General features: G+C 55.0%; 12 protein-coding genes. 6 read left to right on the forward strand and 6 right to left on the reverse strand.

What is annotated here, in order from left to right; all coding sequences use genetic code 11:
• Positions 1–61: 61 nt before the first annotated feature.
• The 3 genes from C5750_RS07165 to C5750_RS07180 all read right to left on the reverse strand — a co-directional run bounded on the left by C5750_RS07165 (position 62) and on the right by C5750_RS07180 (position 4,669).
• A complete protein-coding gene (locus C5750_RS07165) occupies positions 62–880 on the reverse strand; it encodes a DJ-1/PfpI family protein (protein ID WP_105733203.1) in 819 nt (272 codons plus the stop codon).
• 64 nt (positions 881–944) lie between these two features.
• Positions 945–3,122: a TonB-dependent receptor gene (locus tag C5750_RS07170; RefSeq protein WP_105733204.1), complete on the reverse strand. Its 2,178-nt coding sequence runs from the start codon at positions 3,120–3,122 to the stop codon at positions 945–947.
• A gap of 662 nt (positions 3,123–3,784) precedes the next feature.
• On the reverse strand, positions 3,785–4,669 hold the full coding sequence (locus C5750_RS07180) for a LysR family transcriptional regulator (protein WP_105733829.1): 885 nt from the start codon (positions 4,667–4,669) through the stop codon (positions 3,785–3,787).
• Positions 4,670–4,768: 99 nt separating this feature from the next.
• Here C5750_RS07180 and C5750_RS07185 point away from each other — a divergent pair, with 99 nt between their 5' ends.
• The gene (locus tag C5750_RS07185) at positions 4,769–5,779 is read left to right on the forward strand and encodes a YeiH family protein (RefSeq protein ID WP_105733205.1); all 1,011 of its coding nucleotides are present in this window, start codon (positions 4,769–4,771) and stop codon (positions 5,777–5,779) included.
• A gap of 91 nt (positions 5,780–5,870) precedes the next feature.
• Here the strand turns inward: C5750_RS07185 and C5750_RS07190 are convergent, their stop codons facing one another.
• Positions 5,871–6,728, reverse strand: a complete 858-nt coding sequence (locus C5750_RS07190) for a nitroreductase family protein (protein ID WP_245421025.1) — start codon at positions 6,726–6,728, stop codon at positions 5,871–5,873.
• A gap of 493 nt (positions 6,729–7,221) precedes the next feature.
• Here C5750_RS07190 and C5750_RS07195 point away from each other — a divergent pair, with 493 nt between their 5' ends.
• The gene (locus C5750_RS07195) at positions 7,222–10,221 is read left to right on the forward strand and encodes a type III effector HrpK domain-containing protein (protein WP_105733206.1); all 3,000 of its coding nucleotides are present in this window, start codon (positions 7,222–7,224) and stop codon (positions 10,219–10,221) included.
• Positions 10,222–10,308: 87 nt separating this feature from the next.
• Here C5750_RS07195 and C5750_RS07200 read toward each other — a convergent pair whose 3' ends face one another.
• Both C5750_RS07200 and C5750_RS07205 read right to left on the reverse strand, forming a co-directional pair.
• Entirely contained in the window at positions 10,309–11,475 is a 1,167-nt protein-coding gene (locus C5750_RS07200; RefSeq protein ID WP_105733207.1) for an N-acetylneuraminate epimerase, read from the reverse strand.
• Between the two features lie 46 nt (positions 11,476–11,521).
• Positions 11,522–12,604 carry a putative N-acetylmannosamine-6-phosphate 2-epimerase gene (locus tag C5750_RS07205; protein ID WP_105733208.1) on the reverse strand — a complete coding sequence of 361 codons (1,083 nt, stop codon included), beginning with the start codon at positions 12,602–12,604 and terminating at the stop codon, positions 11,522–11,524.
• A gap of 141 nt (positions 12,605–12,745) precedes the next feature.
• Between C5750_RS07205 and C5750_RS07210 the strand changes: the two genes are divergently transcribed.
• The 4 genes from C5750_RS07210 to C5750_RS07225 are packed head-to-tail and all read left to right on the forward strand — an operon-like array spanning position 12,746 to position 16,954.
• Entirely contained in the window at positions 12,746–13,474 is a 729-nt protein-coding gene (locus C5750_RS07210; RefSeq protein ID WP_105733209.1) for a FadR/GntR family transcriptional regulator, read from the forward strand.
• On the forward strand, positions 13,474–15,060 hold the full coding sequence (locus C5750_RS07215) for an ABC transporter substrate-binding protein (protein WP_105733210.1): 1,587 nt from the start codon (positions 13,474–13,476) through the stop codon (positions 15,058–15,060). The genes C5750_RS07210 and C5750_RS07215 overlap by 1 nt, the downstream gene beginning before the upstream one ends.
• Positions 15,061–15,117: 57 nt before the next feature.
• A complete protein-coding gene (locus C5750_RS07220) occupies positions 15,118–16,077 on the forward strand; it encodes an ABC transporter permease (protein WP_105733211.1) in 960 nt (319 codons plus the stop codon).
• 1 nt (position 16,078) lies between these two features.
• Positions 16,079–16,954 (forward strand): ABC transporter permease, encoded by an 876-nt coding sequence (locus tag C5750_RS07225; RefSeq protein WP_105733212.1) that lies wholly within the window; start codon positions 16,079–16,081, stop codon positions 16,952–16,954.
• The last annotated feature ends 12 nt before the right edge of the window (positions 16,955–16,966 follow it).

The following is a 16,966-nucleotide window of genomic DNA, read 5'->3' on the forward strand; positions in this document are numbered from 1 at the left end:
TTGCTGAGGCCAAGGTGTGAAACATTCGTGTCTCGGATGCTCGAAGATTCCTGGATGGATATTATATCCCAAGCCTTTTGCCAGCAGCCTCGGCAGCAACACGCGCCCGCCCGTCCATCCCTTTTCGCCTTTCAAGTGTTGCAGCGACACGTTCTGGTCCTGCTTCCCGCGGCGTTCCGTTTGCAAAAGGCGGCTCAGGCGAGTACTCGATGATGAGTTGCGCGCGCCGTGCGGCTTCTTCCCCTCTCATTTCGGCTGCCAAGGTGAGGGCAAAATCGATGCCGGCCGTCACACCGCCTCCCGTCATCCGGTTTCGATCCCTGACAACACGTTTATCGACATGTCTGGCTCCCATCAACGGGAGCAGATCGGCAACGGGCCAGTATGCCGTTGCATCATATCCCTTGAGCAGACCTGCGGCGGCAATAATCAATCCTCCGGTACACACGCTTGTCACCCATTTGGCACGTGAGCCACGGTCAGCGAGAAATGCGCAGACATCAAGGTCGTTCATACAATCGACGGTTCCCAGGATACCACCAGGCACGAAAAGTACATCAAGGTCTTTTGGGCATTCATCAAATGTCTGGGTAGCAGTGAAGGGGATGCGAACATCCGTTGATACAGGTGTTTTATCCTTCCACACGAGCTGTACATCAAAGCGCATGAGCGTGAAAACTGTCATGGGCCCAATCAAATCGAGCGCAACCATCTTGGGATAAATGAGCATTGCCACCTTTGGGGCATCTTTGGGAATTTCCATCATCGAACGCATGTGCTCCTCCAGTGTCTCCGCATTGGCAAAGTCGGGCACAGCCGCGCTGGCGGCCAGCAATGCGCCGAGGGTAAGCAGTGCTCTGCGATCAATTGTATCGGTCATGTGTCTGGTCCTCTTGTCGATAAATGGATGGGGTGAGGAGACCGGAGTTCTTTCCGGCAAAGTTTCAGAATTGGAATGTCGTGGAGGCAAGCAATGTACGCGGCGCACCGCGGGAAATTCCCGATGCCTGTCCCGATGAAGCAGATGCCCAGTAATCCTTGTCGAACACATTCTCGACAGCCAGCCGGAAAGTGATTGGTTTGCCATTTGATCGCTCGATCGTGTAACGGGCGCCCACGTCGAGGCGGGTCCAATCGTCAATTTTCTGACTGTTGGAAGCATTAACGAATTGAGCTCCAGTGCTGATCATGCGCATTGAAAGGGTGAGATTATCAACAAATGGAGTGTCCCATTCCAGACCAAGATTGATCTGGTAATTTGGAACTCCAATGGCCTTGTTTCCATCACCCCTTTCGTCATCTGCTTTTGCAACACGGCCATCCAGCAACGTTATTCCACCCAGCAACCGCACTCTATCAATGGGTTCGCCTGCTACATTCAGTTCAATGCCGCGGTTTCGTTGTTCTCCGGCAACACTGTAGATATGCGTTGCGGGATCGGTGAGACCATTGGGTTGCGTGATCTGGAAAATACCCAGACTCGTTGTCCACGTTCCCCAGTCGACTTTCACACCGGCTTCAAGCTGTCTCGAAACTGCCGGCGCGAATGTTTCCCCATAGTTGATCGCATCCTGTGGTGCCGATGATCCCTGTTGCAGTGCCTCGACATAATTACCGTAGAAGCTTAGATGCTCGGAGGCTTTGAACACCGCGCCGAGGGCAGGGGAAAACTTCCAACGGTCATAGGATGAGGTTTCCTCCCCTGACACGGCATTGAAACTGGCGTTTGCGATGTTCTGCCACCGTCCGCCAATAGTGAAAAGCAGCCGCTCGTCGAAAAGTCCCATTGTATCGGCAAAGGCAAGGCTCGTGTATCGAGGCCTGGCGGTATCGTGGATGTCGTCAAGGTCAACGATCGATGACGTATCGGGACGCGTAATACTGACTGGACTGAAAATGTTGGAGCGGAAACTGCCAAGAGTGCTTCCCGTAACCTTGAGATCCTGATTCCAACGTGCAAGTGCTATTGTGGCGTTATGTGTGAGAGGTCCCGTGGCAAATTGACCTCTGATGCCAATTTGCCCTGAATAATGCGTACCACTCGAAGGAAACGATCTAATGAGACCGGTATAATCGCCATTGGCTTTAAGCAGTCCGGGTTGCACGTAGATGCCATTTGTTTCGGTCGTACTGATGCCGAATGCTCCGAATGCCGTCCAGCTATCGGAAAGATCATATTCTGCCCGTAGAACACCATAAACGTCTTGCGTTCTAAACCCCGCCCACGGTTGGGACAGGCTTGTCGTTGAACCTGGAACAGGGATTGCGGTGATGCCGGGTGCAACTGTCGCTGTCCAATCCGGTGCATTGATGTGATGTTTCTGCACGCCGAAATCACCGTAGAGCCGGAAATCGTCGCCTTGATAGTCCAGACTCAGTGCTGCCGCTGCGAGCCTTTCTGATTGATCATCGATCGCAAGATCGCCACCATTTATCAATCCATTAAACCGAACACCGAATTGCTTCGTTGATCCAAATCGGCGGCCAAAGTCCACGTTCGAACCGTAATTTCCGTCGGAGATATAACGTGTTGCGATTGAGGTAACAGGTTCATCCGTTGCCCGTTTGGGAATAATGTTGATCGCACCGCCAACGGAGCCGCCAAGTGAAACGCCGTTTATAAATGTATCCGGCCCCTTGAGAATTTCAATGCGCTCAGCGAATTCAGCGGGATAGCGCTGTTTGGGTGCAATCCCGTAGAGACCGTCAAATCCCGTATTGTAGGAAAAAAGATTGAAACCGCGGATCGAATAGACGTCACGGTAGCTCGATCTTGGAAAAATTGTACGGACGGACGGATCGTTTGCGGCAACATCGGCGACACTGCGTGCCTGAGTATCGGCAATCAGTTTTGAGGTGTATCCCGTTACATTAAAGGGAGTACTCAGCGCATCGCGGTTTCCAAGAAAGCCAAGTTGGCTTCCCGTTGCCACCTGACCGCCGGCGGCAGGCGGTAACAACTCGCTCCCGTACCTCGGTTCGGGTATTCCAGACTGTGAGCCGGTCAAGACGATCGGCTTTAGAACGATGGTATCTGTTTCCTGGTCCTGTCCGCGGGCAAGGTCAGTCCCGGCAAAGACCAAGGGGAGGAGCATCGCGCGAACGGGCGTTCTTCTAAGCATTGAAAATCATCTTTCATCACATTGGTGAGCTTGGATTGCCGGGAGAAACAAGCCGCCATTCCGTACCTGTTCGTGCCCGGTATCGCCGCTAATGAATGAACGTCATGAATCCCTGACGGGGTACCGGGAACTGACCGTCGGGTGGATGATCAAAATGAGATATCGGCGAAACATGTGGTTCATACTCCGATCGGATTGCCATGCCAGTGAGACAGCCTGCGTCCCACATTATTCCAAAGGCTTCCAATTTATTTTCATGGTGCCATTAGCAGGGGTAGAATTGCTCGATGCAGACCGTTGAAAATTATGGCCAGACCGCATGGGCGATGATCTGCAATGGATAGCGGCGGTGCTTGTAACGGATAGTCGGCGCGCTTGTTACAGCCCAATTACCCCTCGTCCGTTAAGCTGCAGACAAGGTGATAACGCTCCGCCTGCTTCAGCGCCAAGACAATCGGGTTGTGCACTCTTCGATCAAATGCCGGAACCAGAGTCATTCGCCTCATGCAAAACTTTGCACCGGCTGAATATATCCCGATAGGCGAATAGTCCAACCGTGCCGCCGGTATGAATGAAAACGACATCGTCCTCTTGTTTGAAATAATCCGTACGAATAAGATCAATCAAACCCGCCATTGCCTTGCCCGAACTGGTGGCCACTATTATACGGCAAGGCACATCTCCATCAGCTTCGCTGCGGCTTGGCTCTGATGTCGCTCCTTATGCCTCAAAGCCGTAAAGGCGCGAGGTGGGAGAGAAAAATCCACTATCGTCAAATCGCCCTGTCTCACGAAAGATGCCGAGACAATGCTGGAGAGGGCCGCGGCACAACTGCCTTCTAGCAGGGCGGAAAGGACGGCTTCATTTGAGGGTAAGGTCATGGCGATTTTCAGACATGACAGATCGCAACCGCCAGCGGTCAATGCGGCTTCAAACTCCGAGCGTGTACCGGAACCCGCCTCTCTCATTATCCACTGTGTCTCAGTCAGGAGCTCCTCTCCCTTCACCCCCTTCCTGTTTGCGAAGGGATGGGAGGGGGAAACGACAACGACCATTGCATCCTGCGCTACGGGGCGGCTGGAAAGCGCGGGATCATTGATCGTACCCTCGACAAAACCGACCTCCGCCAGCCCGTCGTGAACAGCCTGCGATACGGTCTTCGTATTGCCGACGGTCAATCGAATGTCGATGCCCGGGAATGCCCGATGGAAGCGCATGAGACGCTGCGGCAGCCAATAGCTTGCAATGGTCTGGCTGGCATAGACATCAAGCGTTCCGCGTTCCAAGGCGCCGAGTTCACTGAGCACGAGTGCTGCCGAACGAGCCCGAGCCAGCGTGGCTTGTGCCTCTGCGACGAAGATTCGTCCAGCCTTCGTCAATTCAATGCCGCGCCCGACGCGGTGAAAAAGCTGAACCCCGTAGAACGCTTCAAGTGCTTTGATCGAGGCGCTGACAGCCGATGGCGTAAGGCCAATGGCGGCGGCGGCCTTGGTAAGATGCTCGCGCTCAGCGACGGCGACAAAAATGGAAAGCTGTTCGAAGGTCATGGTTATCATCAAGTTTCATCGAATGAAACATACAACATTATTCGATAGAAGTCCACAAATGAAGATGGCATCAGAGGGTGGAAACACGAAGGTCCTCTCATGTCCATCAAGCAGTACGTATTTTCCCATCTACCCGGTCTTGCCCTAACGATAGCCGTCGCAGTTGTTGCGCTGGCCATACAAATCATCGAAGTCGATTATTTTGGACAACCCTGGATCGAGGGGCTGGTCTTGGCCATCCTGCTCGGGACGGCAATCCACACGATATTTGGTCTCAATCCAGCATTCAATGCGGGCATCCAGTTTGCGTCCAAGACCTTGCTGGAGATCGCCATCGTCATGCTCGGCGCATCGATCAGTCTTTCCGCGATAGGCGATGCGGGGGGGATGCTTGTTTTGTCCATCGCAGCGGTCGTGGCGTTGGCGCTAGGAGCGAGCTATATCATTGGTCGGGCTCTGGGTCTGCCCGCCAAGTTGGCCATGCTCGTCGCATGTGGCAATTCGATCTGCGGAAATTCTGCCATCGTTGCGGCGGCCCCCGTTATAGATGCGCATTCAGATGATGTGGCGGCATCAATCGCCTTCACCGCAGCCCTTGGTATCTTCGTCGTACTGCTTTTGCCGCTGTCTCAGATATATTTCGAAATGAGCGACAGGCAGTATGGGATCGTTGCCGGCATGACGGTCTATGCTGTTCCACAAGTTCTCGCGGCAACAGTTTCTGGAGGCATTCTGGCAACGCAGATCGGCACGCTCGTCAAGCTGATCCGGGTTCTTATGCTCGGGCCAGTGATCGTTCTGCTCGGTTTCACGATGGGGGATCGAACGCGCGGCAGACCGTCCCTCGGTCGAATGGTGCCATGGTTCATCGTCGGCTTTCTCGGCATGATGGCGTGCCGCTCCCTTGACCTCATTCCTCATGTGGCGCTTAAGCCTGTCAATGAAGCATCGACAGTCCTCACCATTATCTCGATGGCGGGCCTGGGGTTGACTGTCAACATCCGCACGGTCGTTCATGCAGGAGGCCGAGTTCTGGTGGCGGGGATTTTGTCGCTTCTCGTGCTCGCGGCAATCAGCGCGGCGGTCTTGTTCGTGCTCAGCATTCATTAGAGCGCGTCACGTCTGATTGGGACGCACAAAGGACGTTTTAACACTTCGATAATCCAAAAACCGGACGTCACTTCGGAAAGCAGCGGCCTGCTCACTTCAGCAAAAAGCCCATCTCTTTCACGACGGATTTCAGCTTGTCGCGTCCCGACAAATGGCTCGATCCACTTACCCGTTTGCCCGAATGCTCGGACCAAGGGGGGCGCTTCATCTGCTGGCTGTTATAAAATTCCGCCATGACCGCGTCATAATCGTCGATGCGGCTTATAGCCTTTTCCAAGGAATAGGTTTCGCGAAATAGAACTGTATCCTGTGAAAGTCTCGGCTTGATGGCTGCTGGTCGAGTTTCATCGGGGTAGCCAACGCACATGCCGAAAACGGCAAAAACGCCGCTTGGCAACTCCAGCAGGCGGGCAACCCCCAGAGGACTATTACGCATGCCGCCGATGAAAACGACGCCGAGCCCCATTGCCTCGGCTGCCACCGCCGCGTTTTGTGCGGCCAATGCCGCATCAATACAACCCATCAGGAACAGTTCGAAATAATCGAGACCGTCGGATTGAATATCCTGTTTCGCGCAAACGGCGCGCAATCGTGCCAAGTCAACCAGCCATATGATTTGCACCGGTGCCTCGATAATGGCTCGCTGATTGCCGGCGAGGGCCGAGAGAGCCGCCTTCCTCGTCACATCCGTAACGGCAACGGCGCTCCATGTCTGAAGATTGGACGAGGTGGACGCAGATTGCGCAGCAGCTATCATTGTTTCCAGCGTAAATTCTGGAAGAGGCTTGTCCAAATAAGCGCGAACCGAGCGGTGGGACAATAGATTGCCAATAGCGGCATCTTCGATGACGTTAAGTGCATCCTTTCTGCCATATCGCTCGGAAAGCAATTTCTCGAGCGAAGCGGCGTCTCCAGCATCCATGCCCATCGCGATCTTAAAACTTTCCATCACATAGTGCCTTCTCTCAGTCGCCACCTTGCCATTAATGTTTGCGCAGTCGATTGCGAATTTCTCCCATCCAAACGCTGAAGGCCGGTAATTTGTCACGCTCGAAGAGCAAATACATGTGACCACATAAGCACCGGCTGGAAGACACGGGTCAAGCTCAAAGACCGGGACATATAATGCAGAAATTGCATGCGGCGCGGACGCACAGAATTGCTTTGCTAAGCTGCAAATGATGATCAGAATCCTGCGGTGCTTTCGCCCGTCTCCGCCCGCGATAGTGCGGCGTCAAATTTGCGTTGGGATATTTGGTGGCCGTTTAGGGCACGCCGTTACAACCTAGGGGCGGTTGGCAGGACTGGATACCCGCTGCAATCCGTACAGGGCGATGGATTCCATCCGTACTGTCACAGCCCCTTCACAGTGTGCCGTTTAAAGTCGTCCGACTTTCGCGGTAACGGGTGGAAAATGTCGTTGAGATAGAAAGGTATTTCCAATGGCTAAAGTCGGCGCAGCTACCAGCACGAATGGTGCTTACAATCCCACATCCACCAATCCCGACGCCGTCAAGACGTGGGACGAGGCAAAGAAACAGGCCCAGGACGCGGGCATTCTCTGGGAGCGCCCAAAGGACGACAAGCGCTCAGCTGATGACATCCTCAAGGATACGCCCATCTTGCGCGATCTCGGAAATCAGGAGCACGTGAGGGACTTGCTGCAAGACCGGGTGGGCGGTGACATCAAAACCGATGCCGACGCCGCTTTCCGTGCGGCGCAGATCCTCGAACATATCGAAAAGCTGGATGGCGACGGCAAACGGATTGCCGGCGGTGACATCGGCAATGGACGCGTTGACGGTTTCACCCGCGGCGGCGAAGCGCGGCATAATACCGAGGCCGGCCGCTTGAAAGATTTCGGTGAACAAGGCTTCTCAGTCCTCAAAGGTAAGTTGCCTCACGCATCGACCGCCAACGGCAACCCGGACGCGCGAAAGCAGGCCGAGGATCTGGATATCAAATGGGAGTTGCCGGAGAGCGACAAGCGTTCGGCCAAGGATATCATCAACGACAATCCTGTCCTGAAAAACCTCGGCAACCAGAGCAACATCAAGGACATGTTGAAGGAACAGGTCGGCGATTTCGAAAACGACGCCAATGCCGCCTATCGCGCCAGTCAAGTGATCGACCGTGTCGTGATGTATAACGAGAAGGGCGAAGTTCTGTCTCGGACAGATGTTTCCAACACCAGCATCGACGGTTTCACCAAAGGCGGAGAAGCCAAGCACGGCACCGAGGCGGGCCGCCTGCAGGACTTCGGCAAATACGGCTTTTCATCGCTGCCGAAGATCAACAAGACGGAAGACAGCAGCTACAAGGATTTCATCGGCAAGAACAAGAGCGCCGACGAGACCTCGAAGATTTTTGCCAAATATGCCTCGCTGATCAACCAGAACTACGACCTGATCAAGGGCAAGACCGGCGCCGGCGACGGACTGACGATCAAGGATTTGCAGAACTTCAAGGATCAGAATCCGCAGATCGGCAATGATCTCAAGGAGGCGTTGAACTTCTGGTCGCAGCCCGGAGCGTTTTCAAAGCTTGAAACCGGAGCGAACCCGTTGACCTCCAAGCCGGATGGCAAGCTCAGCAAAGACGACATAACGGGCTGGATCAAAAACGAGGCTCCGAAGGACTCGTCGTCGGCCATGTCCTTCCTGTCGAGCATCGTCAATAAGAATGTCGTCAGCGGCGTTGATACCAGCAAACTGAACAAGGATATTTTCGAACATCCGGAAAAGCATTCCACCGAGGACAAGGCGGCTGCGTTGCAGGAATTGCTGCTTGCCCAGCAACTGGTAGTCAAGGGCGGGCAATCGGGCATGTGGGGGGACGACTACTCCAAAGTTGCCATTTCCAACATTGCCAGAACCAATCCCGACCCGAAGGAAATCCTGAAGGACATCGACAAGCAGATCGACATCCTTCAGGGCGACCCGGAAGTGGTCAAATATCTCAACGAAAACAGCGCCAAGCAGATGGACAAGTTGCTTGAGGGCAATAAGGGCCTGAAAGACGCACTGCAGAAGACCTATGAGGACGACATCAAGTCTGGCAAGGCGCTCGACAAAATCTGGGACAGTGCGAGCAAGGATGGCAAGACTGATCAGCGGTCGGCCCTCGCTGAATTCGTGACGAATGCGAAGCTGTATCAAAGTGCGCTGAAGATGGACCCGAAGGCCGCGGCGAAGGATATCCAGGACGCCGTTTCAAAATCCAAGCATATCGGCGAGTTCAAGTCCTACTACGAAAACCAGCTCGTTTCTGGTGATCGCCTGAAGGCCATGCTCAAGGATCACTCCTTCCAGGATGCGGTCAGCACGTTCTCCATGGAGACGGCACTCTATGGCTCGGTGCTGCCGCCGGAATTCACGGAGAAGCTGGATAAGAAGCTGAATGAAAATTTCACGAATCTTGCAAATGAGCACATCGCCGACGGCGGTTCGTTCAAGGATATCCAAAAGGTCTTTGGTCTCGAAGGAAGCGGTGATCTCGATGTGGCAAAAGTCCAAAAGCTGATCGAGGAGGTCAGCAAGACCAATCCGGATTTCTTCCTCAACAAGGATGGGGTTCTCATAAAGCCGGAGCAGATCGTTGCAAGCCTGAGGGGAGACTGGGATTCCCTGCGTCAGGGCACAAAGACGTTGAAGGAGGTTATGGATATTAAGGGCTCGACAGGGGCGAATGCGACGGACAAGGGCATTCTGCATGGCGTCAGCGGGCTCTTGATGGCTGGTATCACGATTGCCAGAGGCGCCGGAAGTGGCGGCCCGTTGAGTGACAAGCAGAAGGTCGATATCACTATCGGTTCCGTTCAGGCGGTGACGCTGCTGGCGGAAGGCGGCGCCAAGGGCTATCAGGATTATCTGAAGGGATTGAACAGCAATGTGAAGGAGTCACTCGGTAAGCTTAATGATAAGCTCCGCTTCCTTGTGTCTGATCCGGCCAAGATGCAAGTTGAACTGAATGACAGGATGGGGAAAAACGCGAAATCATTGGAGCAATCCGCCAAAGGTGTCGGGGCTATTGCCAATGTTATCGGCAGTGCCTATTCGCTCTTCGAGGGCGTGAAAGCGCTGCGCTCCGGGGACAAGGTTTCCGCCGGGATGAACCTGACCTCCGGCGCGTTGGGCATCATGGCCGGCGGTGCCTCTGCCATCGAGGCGGGGGCTGGGCTCTTCTTCCCCAATTTGGCGAAAACGGCGCTTTCCGCTCTTGGGTTCACCGGTGGTGTCCTTGGCATTCTCTCCGCCGGCGCTGGTATTCTGGCGATGCTCCCGTCGCTTATCCAGGAAGGCAAAGCCCAGCAGAAGGCCAACGATTTTGGCAATCTGCTCGGCAGTTATCTGACGAAATACGAAATCGACGGCGTACCGAACGGCAATATCGGCGATCTGCCCGACAGCGCCTGGCCGAAGGACACCAGCGTCGCGTCGTAAAGACATGACTGGCCGATGTGCCGCGGGTCTTTCGGGATCTGCGGCACATCGCATGACCCGCGGTAAACGGGGGCTTGCCGTTATTTCTTAGTCTTCGACTGACAACGCTCTGCCGTTCCAGTTGAGAAGAAATACTTCCTTCCGCGCCGCGCCATCCTTGTCTTCGCCGCCAACGATGAGTATTCCGTTTGGCACGGAGAATGAAGCGCCATACGCAAGACCACGCGGCAAGTTTCCAACTTCTTTCCAATCCCTGCCATCGAACGCGTAGACTTCCTCACGCCAGCTTTTTGCAATGCCATCATGAGTGAACCATTTTCCAGCATCGGCGTTGGATTGCGCACCTTTGAAATTAGCCCCTCCCGCCACCAGAATTGCGCCGCCCGAGGAACCTGCAAATGCGCCTGCCACACCCTCCTGGCGCGCGTCGGCCGTGGGCTTGGGGAGGGGAGGAAGTTTCTGCCACGTTGCTGTCTGATTCCGGATCGTCACTGATTTGACATCCGGAGTGCGCAATCCGGGTTTGATCTCGCCGCCTACCAGCGTGAATGCATTGTCCCCCTGGCTGACAATCGCAGAGTCACAATTGGGCAGGTACGGATTGTCGCCAAACGAGCCCCATTGACCTGTATTGGGATCAAAGGAAAGCACCTTGGCATTCCACCTGTAATCCTCCGGCTTCATGCTCATGTACGAATTGACAAAGTTCTTGAAAACCTCCGGGTTTTTCTCTTTGTCAATTCCGGCGATGCCGGAGACGTAGTTATCAAACAAGTGCTTGTTGTACCCGCCAACAATAGCAATTTGTCCATCGCTCAAAGCAATCGCTTTGCCGCCGGAGAGGCCTACAGGCGTTTTTGTGTTCATTTTTCGCCACGCATCGGATCTGGTATCGTAGGCGTAGACGGTGTCGAATATAATTGGAGCGACGGCCGCCGGATCGGCTTTACCGTTGCCGCTGAAGACATAGATTGTATCGCCAGATGCCGCTGCAGCCGCGCCATTCGTGGCCGTTCCGACAAATGGCGCGCGTTTGATCCAGCCCGACGCCGGATTGTTTAAATTGAGCGAATAGAGATCGGTTCCTGCCGAACCCAGCCCCACATAGACCGTGTCGCCCACGCGGGCGGCTATGCCGTTCTTTATGCCGACAGGAAGATTTGGCCAGACTTGGCCGGCCATAGCTGGCATCGCAGGCTGGACGAGCACTGCTGCGCTTGCAGCGGTTGCTGTCGCGAAGAGCTTTCTGAGCATGCATATTCTCCTTGTGAAACTCGGATTTGGGAAAATGAAATCGGTTTCAATGGCCTTCATTGAGCAGGTCGGCGGCTCCGATGACCCCTGCGTCAACGCCAAGTTTGGCGGGTACGAGTGTGGGGACCAAGGTCTCGGGAAGGGTTTCGAAAGCCTGTTCCAGCCGCGCGATGAAACCATGAGCGAGCCCAACGCCTCCGCCAATGACAATGCAATCGGGATCAACCATGGCCTGCACACCAACCAGGGCGGTCGCAAGCTCCGAGGTGGCACCGGCAAGAATATCGTTCGCCCAGGGCACGTGATCGTTTGCCGCTGCGATCACTGATTTTGCGTCACCTGGATGTCCAGCCATGCGTGCGGCCTCGGCTATGCCAAAGCCAGAAGCAAGTGCCTCCAGACGCAACAGGCTGTCACCGTTGCCGCGCAAGGTCTGACCAAGGCTTCCGGCAAGCCCCCGGGCACCACGCAACAGGCGCCCGCCCGCCACCACACCGCCGCCAATGCCGCTGGAGACGGTCACGAACACTATGTCGCGGCCCCTCCCGGCACCAAATCGATACTCACCCCAGGCCGCTGCCTGCGCGTCGTTGATGACTTGCAGGGGAACACGCAAGGCAGCACAGTCGCGCACGAGATCAAGATCAGGCGCGGTGGGGCCCGGTCCCGGCTCCGTATAGCCCGACATGGTCGTGCCTATGATATCAGCGCCTGCATCAAGAGCTGCTCGTGCTTCAGCTTCGGTCGATATGTCCGCCATGGCAATTGCGCCCAGACCTTTGATGGCAGCGATCAAATCCTTGGATGCAACAGGCCGTGGCCGGTCAGTCGCATCGACTGCCACCATGGATGCACCGGACCGTATCAATTCTTCCACGTCCTCAAGGAACGGTGTGATCCTTACGGCGCTGGTGTCGAGATCCCGTTTGGTAATGCCAATGACCGGCAGCTGGCAGGCTTTGGTTACAGCGGCAACGTTGCTGATGCCTTCGATACGCAGTGCAACCGCACCTGATGCCTGCGCCGCCCGAGCGAACGATAATATCGCATCTATCCTGTCGAACGGCCCGCCCGGCATGGGCTGACAGGATACAACGAGGCCGCCGCAGAGAGTTTTTATCAGGTTCATATCCAGCTTTCCTCATGCGCTACGTGCCATGGTCAGGGCCTGCAAACGCCGATAGCAAATATCCCATTGACAGATATCCTACAAGTAGATATTTGATAGATGGTTGAATTTTGAAATTGGCGGCGAGTGCGGGAGTGACGAATGGGCCTCAAATCGATCAAGCCATTGAGCAGGGCTCCGCTCTTACATGTGTCGGTGCAGGAAAGTCTGCGCGCCTATATTGACGAGAACGGCTTGCAGGCCGGTGCGCCGCTACCGCCCGAAGGTGATCTGGCCCATCAATTGGGGGTTAGCCGCAATTCAGTGCGTGAAGGCATCAAGGCGCTGGAGTCCGTGGGTGTTTTGGAATCAAGGCGTGGCGTCGGTGTTTTCGTCAAGGCCTTTTCCTTTGAACCTCTCCTCGAGAATCTTGCCTACGGTCTGGGCGGTGCGCTCAAGCAGATAGAAGAAGTCATCGTCATTCGCCGAACGCTTGAGGTCGGATTGATCGACAAGACGCTGAAGGCGATCGGACCGGAAGATATTCGGGAGCTTCGCGAAGTGCTGGAGAGGATGCGTATTCACGCCGAGCGCAATGAGGCCTTTGTCGAAGAGGACAAGCTGTTTCACACTCTGTTGTTTCGCTGCCAGAAAAACGAAACGCTGGTGCGGCTCATAGAGGTGTTCTGGATGGCTTTTTACAAAGCCTCCAATTTTGTCAATCTCGAGAACACCGACCCCATGCAGACCTGGCGCGACCATAAGGCCATCGTTGATGCGGTTGAGGCGGGAAATCTCGGTGATGCGCGCGGCCACCTCGACAGGCATTACGAGGGGATTGCCCGTGTCATCGAGTACAACAAAATCAGTTCAGCCGGTGGGAGGGTGTAATGAAATTGAGAATGGTTGCTTCGGCGGTGGCAATATCTGCCGCGTTGATCGGTGGTGCAGGTTTATCGGTATGGCCGGCGCGTGCAAATGCAGCGACCTTGTCAGGTGGCTTCGATGTCGGTCCGGGAGGGTTTCAAGGTAATTTCAATCCCTTGGCGGCAACGGCAGGATTCACGTGGCTTAGCGTCTATTTTGAACCGCTCGTGACCTACGATGAAAAGTTGCAGAAAGTCGTCGGCGTTCTTGCGAGTTCATTTGACGTCAGCCCTGACCAGTTGACCTACACGTTCAAGCTGGTTGACGCCAAATGGCACGATGGAAAACCGTTCACATCGAAAGATGCGAAGTTCACAATGGAACTCGCCAGGGATGCCAAGTCAGGGTCAGTGTTGGCCGCCCGGTTGAAGGGCGTTGCGTCTGTCGAAACGCCCGACGAGCATACCCTTGTCATCAAGCTGACGGCTCCGAGCGCCAGCACATTCGATACCATGACCAAGATGCTGATGTTGCCCGAACATGCTCTCGCATCTATTCCCGTCGATCAGCTTTCCAAGAACAGCTGGTGGTCGACCGCTCCTATTGGTACCGGACCCTTCAAGTTCACCAAATACGTTACCGATCAATATGTGGAGCTTGCGGCGAACCCCGAATATCGAGGCGGCAAGCCTGCACTTGAGCGCGTCATCAATCGCTATTTTGCCAATCCGGCAGCGGCGATCGCTGCGCTGCGTGCCGGCGAAATCCAGTTCACTTATGTGGATTCAAATGACGTTTCGACCTTTAAAGGCGACGAGACTTTCAAGGTCATCGAGGGCGATTCATTTGTCGTGAATTACCTGGGTTTCAATCATGAATCGCCGATCTGGAAAGACCTGCGCGTCCGCAAGGCGGTGATGTATGCGATTAACCGCGATGCGATCATCAAAAGTCTTTATGGCGGCGCGGCGAAGTCTGCCAATTGCGCCTACGTTGCCGATCAGCTGGTGCCAAAGGGCGTAGAAACCTACGCCTATGATCCGGAAAAAGCTAAAAAGCTCCTGGACGAGGCCGGATGGGCGCAGATCAACGGTGGCAAGCCGATTACGCTTTTGACATATTATACAACGCCTCTGGCAACCAACGTACTGGCAGCCATGCAGGCGATGTTGGCGCAAGTTGGGATCAATGTGATCCCACGTGCCGTCGATACGCCGACCTATAATAGCATCGTCCTGAATTCGAACCCAGATGTGTCGCAATTTCAGTTGGTCTATGCCGGTCTGCAAAATGGACCCGACGCCAGCAACATCAATGTTGGTCTCAATGAAAACCAGATACCGCCCGCAGGGCCAAATATCGTACGGGCGCGCATACCGGATCTCAATGCGGCGCTTGATGCTGCGTTGAGCGAGCCAGATCCGGCAAAACGCGATAGCCATTATCAGGACGTGTGCAAGGTCATGAATGCCGATCTTCCGTGGGCAACGATGTGGGTGGCAAACCGCTATGGTGTGGTCTCGTCAAAACTGAAGGACTTCATATGGACGCCGGCGCCCGGCGGCGGGCCTTTCCAGGCTCATCCGGAAAGATGGTCGATCTCTGAATAATCAGAGCTTTGATTTTGGCACGGGATGACCTGATCTCTCTCGCACGATGGAACCGCAATGTTTCAGTATGGACTTCGACGCCTGGTGATAGGTTTCGGCATGCTCATAGCATTGAGCATGCTGATCTTTCTCCTTCTGCGTCTCACTCCGGGCAATCCGATTGATGCTTACATTGATCCAACCACTCCACCATCTCCGGAGCAGCTTGCCAATCTGCGCGTACAGCTGGGACTCGATAAGTCTCTGCCCGTGCAGTATTTCGCCTGGCTTCAGCAGGCGGTCACAGGGAACCTCGGCTTTTCCATCAAGCGTCAGGACCAGCCAGTTCTGGGTCTCATTATGGGGCGGATCGGACCAACCATTCTGTTGATGGGTTCGGCATTGTTTATCGCCATAGTCGCTGGCATCGTCACCGGAGTGATCAGCGCGGTGAGACGCAACTCTCTCACTGACCTGTCATTCTCCGTTTTTGCCCTCGTTGGCATCTCAAGCCCGGCATTTCTGAGTGCACTCATCGGACTCTACATTTTTGCCGTGCGTTTGAAATGGGTACCGGCAGGGGGGATGTTGACGCCAGGCAGTGCATTTTCGCTTGGCGATCTCATCCGGCATCTGATCCTGCCCGCATCGCTTCTCGCTGCCGCCCAGGCAGCGTTGATCATGCGGTATATGCGCTCGTCAATGCTTGAGGTACTCAGTCAGGATTATGTTCGCACTGCTCGGGCAAAAGGCGTCAAGGAGTATTGGGTCATCGCCAAACATGCCTTGCGCAATGCACTTCTGCCAGTCGTGACCGTGATCGGATCCACCATCGGTCTTGCCATCGGCGGTGCGATTTTCATCGAAAGTGTCTTTAACTGGCCGGGCATGGGACTGCTGCTGGTCAATGCCGTGGAGACACGTGACTATCCTGTCATCATGGGTGCAACGCTTGTCATCGGGGTGTGTGTGATCCTCATCAATCTTTTGACGGACATTACCTATGCGTTCATCGATCCACGTATCAAGGTGGGCTGAGATGTTGGCGCGCGTATTGACCTCAGGTCCTGGACCATTGGCGAGAGCTCTGTATCGCTTCGGACATAACAGGGCAGCGATTTTTGGCCTCTGTGTGATCGTTCCGCTGCTGATCATGATCCTGTCTTATCCATTGTGGTGGCCGTTTAAACCCAATGATATCGATTTGCTTGCCATGAACAGCGCACCATCCGGTACACATTGGTTCGGAACAGATGGCGTTGGGCGCGATGTCTTTTCCCGCGTCCTCGAAGGCGGACGCATTTCCTTGCTGGTCGCCGTGGCTTCAACCGCAGTTTCTGCGGTTATCGGGTTTCTCGTCGGGGCCATGTCGGCCCTTGGCGGGCGATGGGCCGATGCTACCACCATGCGTTTCGTTGATCTGGTTATGACACTCCCTCCCGTCATTTTCCTTCTGGTGCTTGCATCGATCACCGGGACGGGCATCTGGCCAACCGTGCTTGTCATCTCACTGCTGTCGTGGCCGCTCCTGTCACGCATGGTCCGGGCCCGGCTGCTTGAATTGCGGGAACGGGATTTCGTCCTGGCATCGCGCGGCATGGGGGCAGGGCTTGGCCATCTGCTGTTCCGGCACGGACTGCCAAATTCGATCGATATCCTGGTCGTCTACGCCACGCTGCAGATTGCCAACGCAATTCTTCTGGAAGCCGGCTTGTCGTTTCTGGGGCTCGGCATTGCACCGCCTGCGGCCAGTTGGGGCAATATGCTCAATGCTGCACGCTCGACCGCGGTTCTCGAACAATTCCCCTGGCAATGGCTGTTTCCAGGCGGGGCACTGGTGCTTGCCGTTGTTGCAATCAACTTCATTGGCGACGGGTTGCGGGATGCTTTCGATCCTCGCGCAGATTTAAACTGACAAACGAGAGAA

Source organism: Phyllobacterium myrsinacearum, from assembly GCF_002980555.1.
In the GTDB taxonomy this organism is placed as follows: domain Bacteria; phylum Pseudomonadota; class Alphaproteobacteria; order Rhizobiales; family Rhizobiaceae; genus Phyllobacterium; species Phyllobacterium myrsinacearum.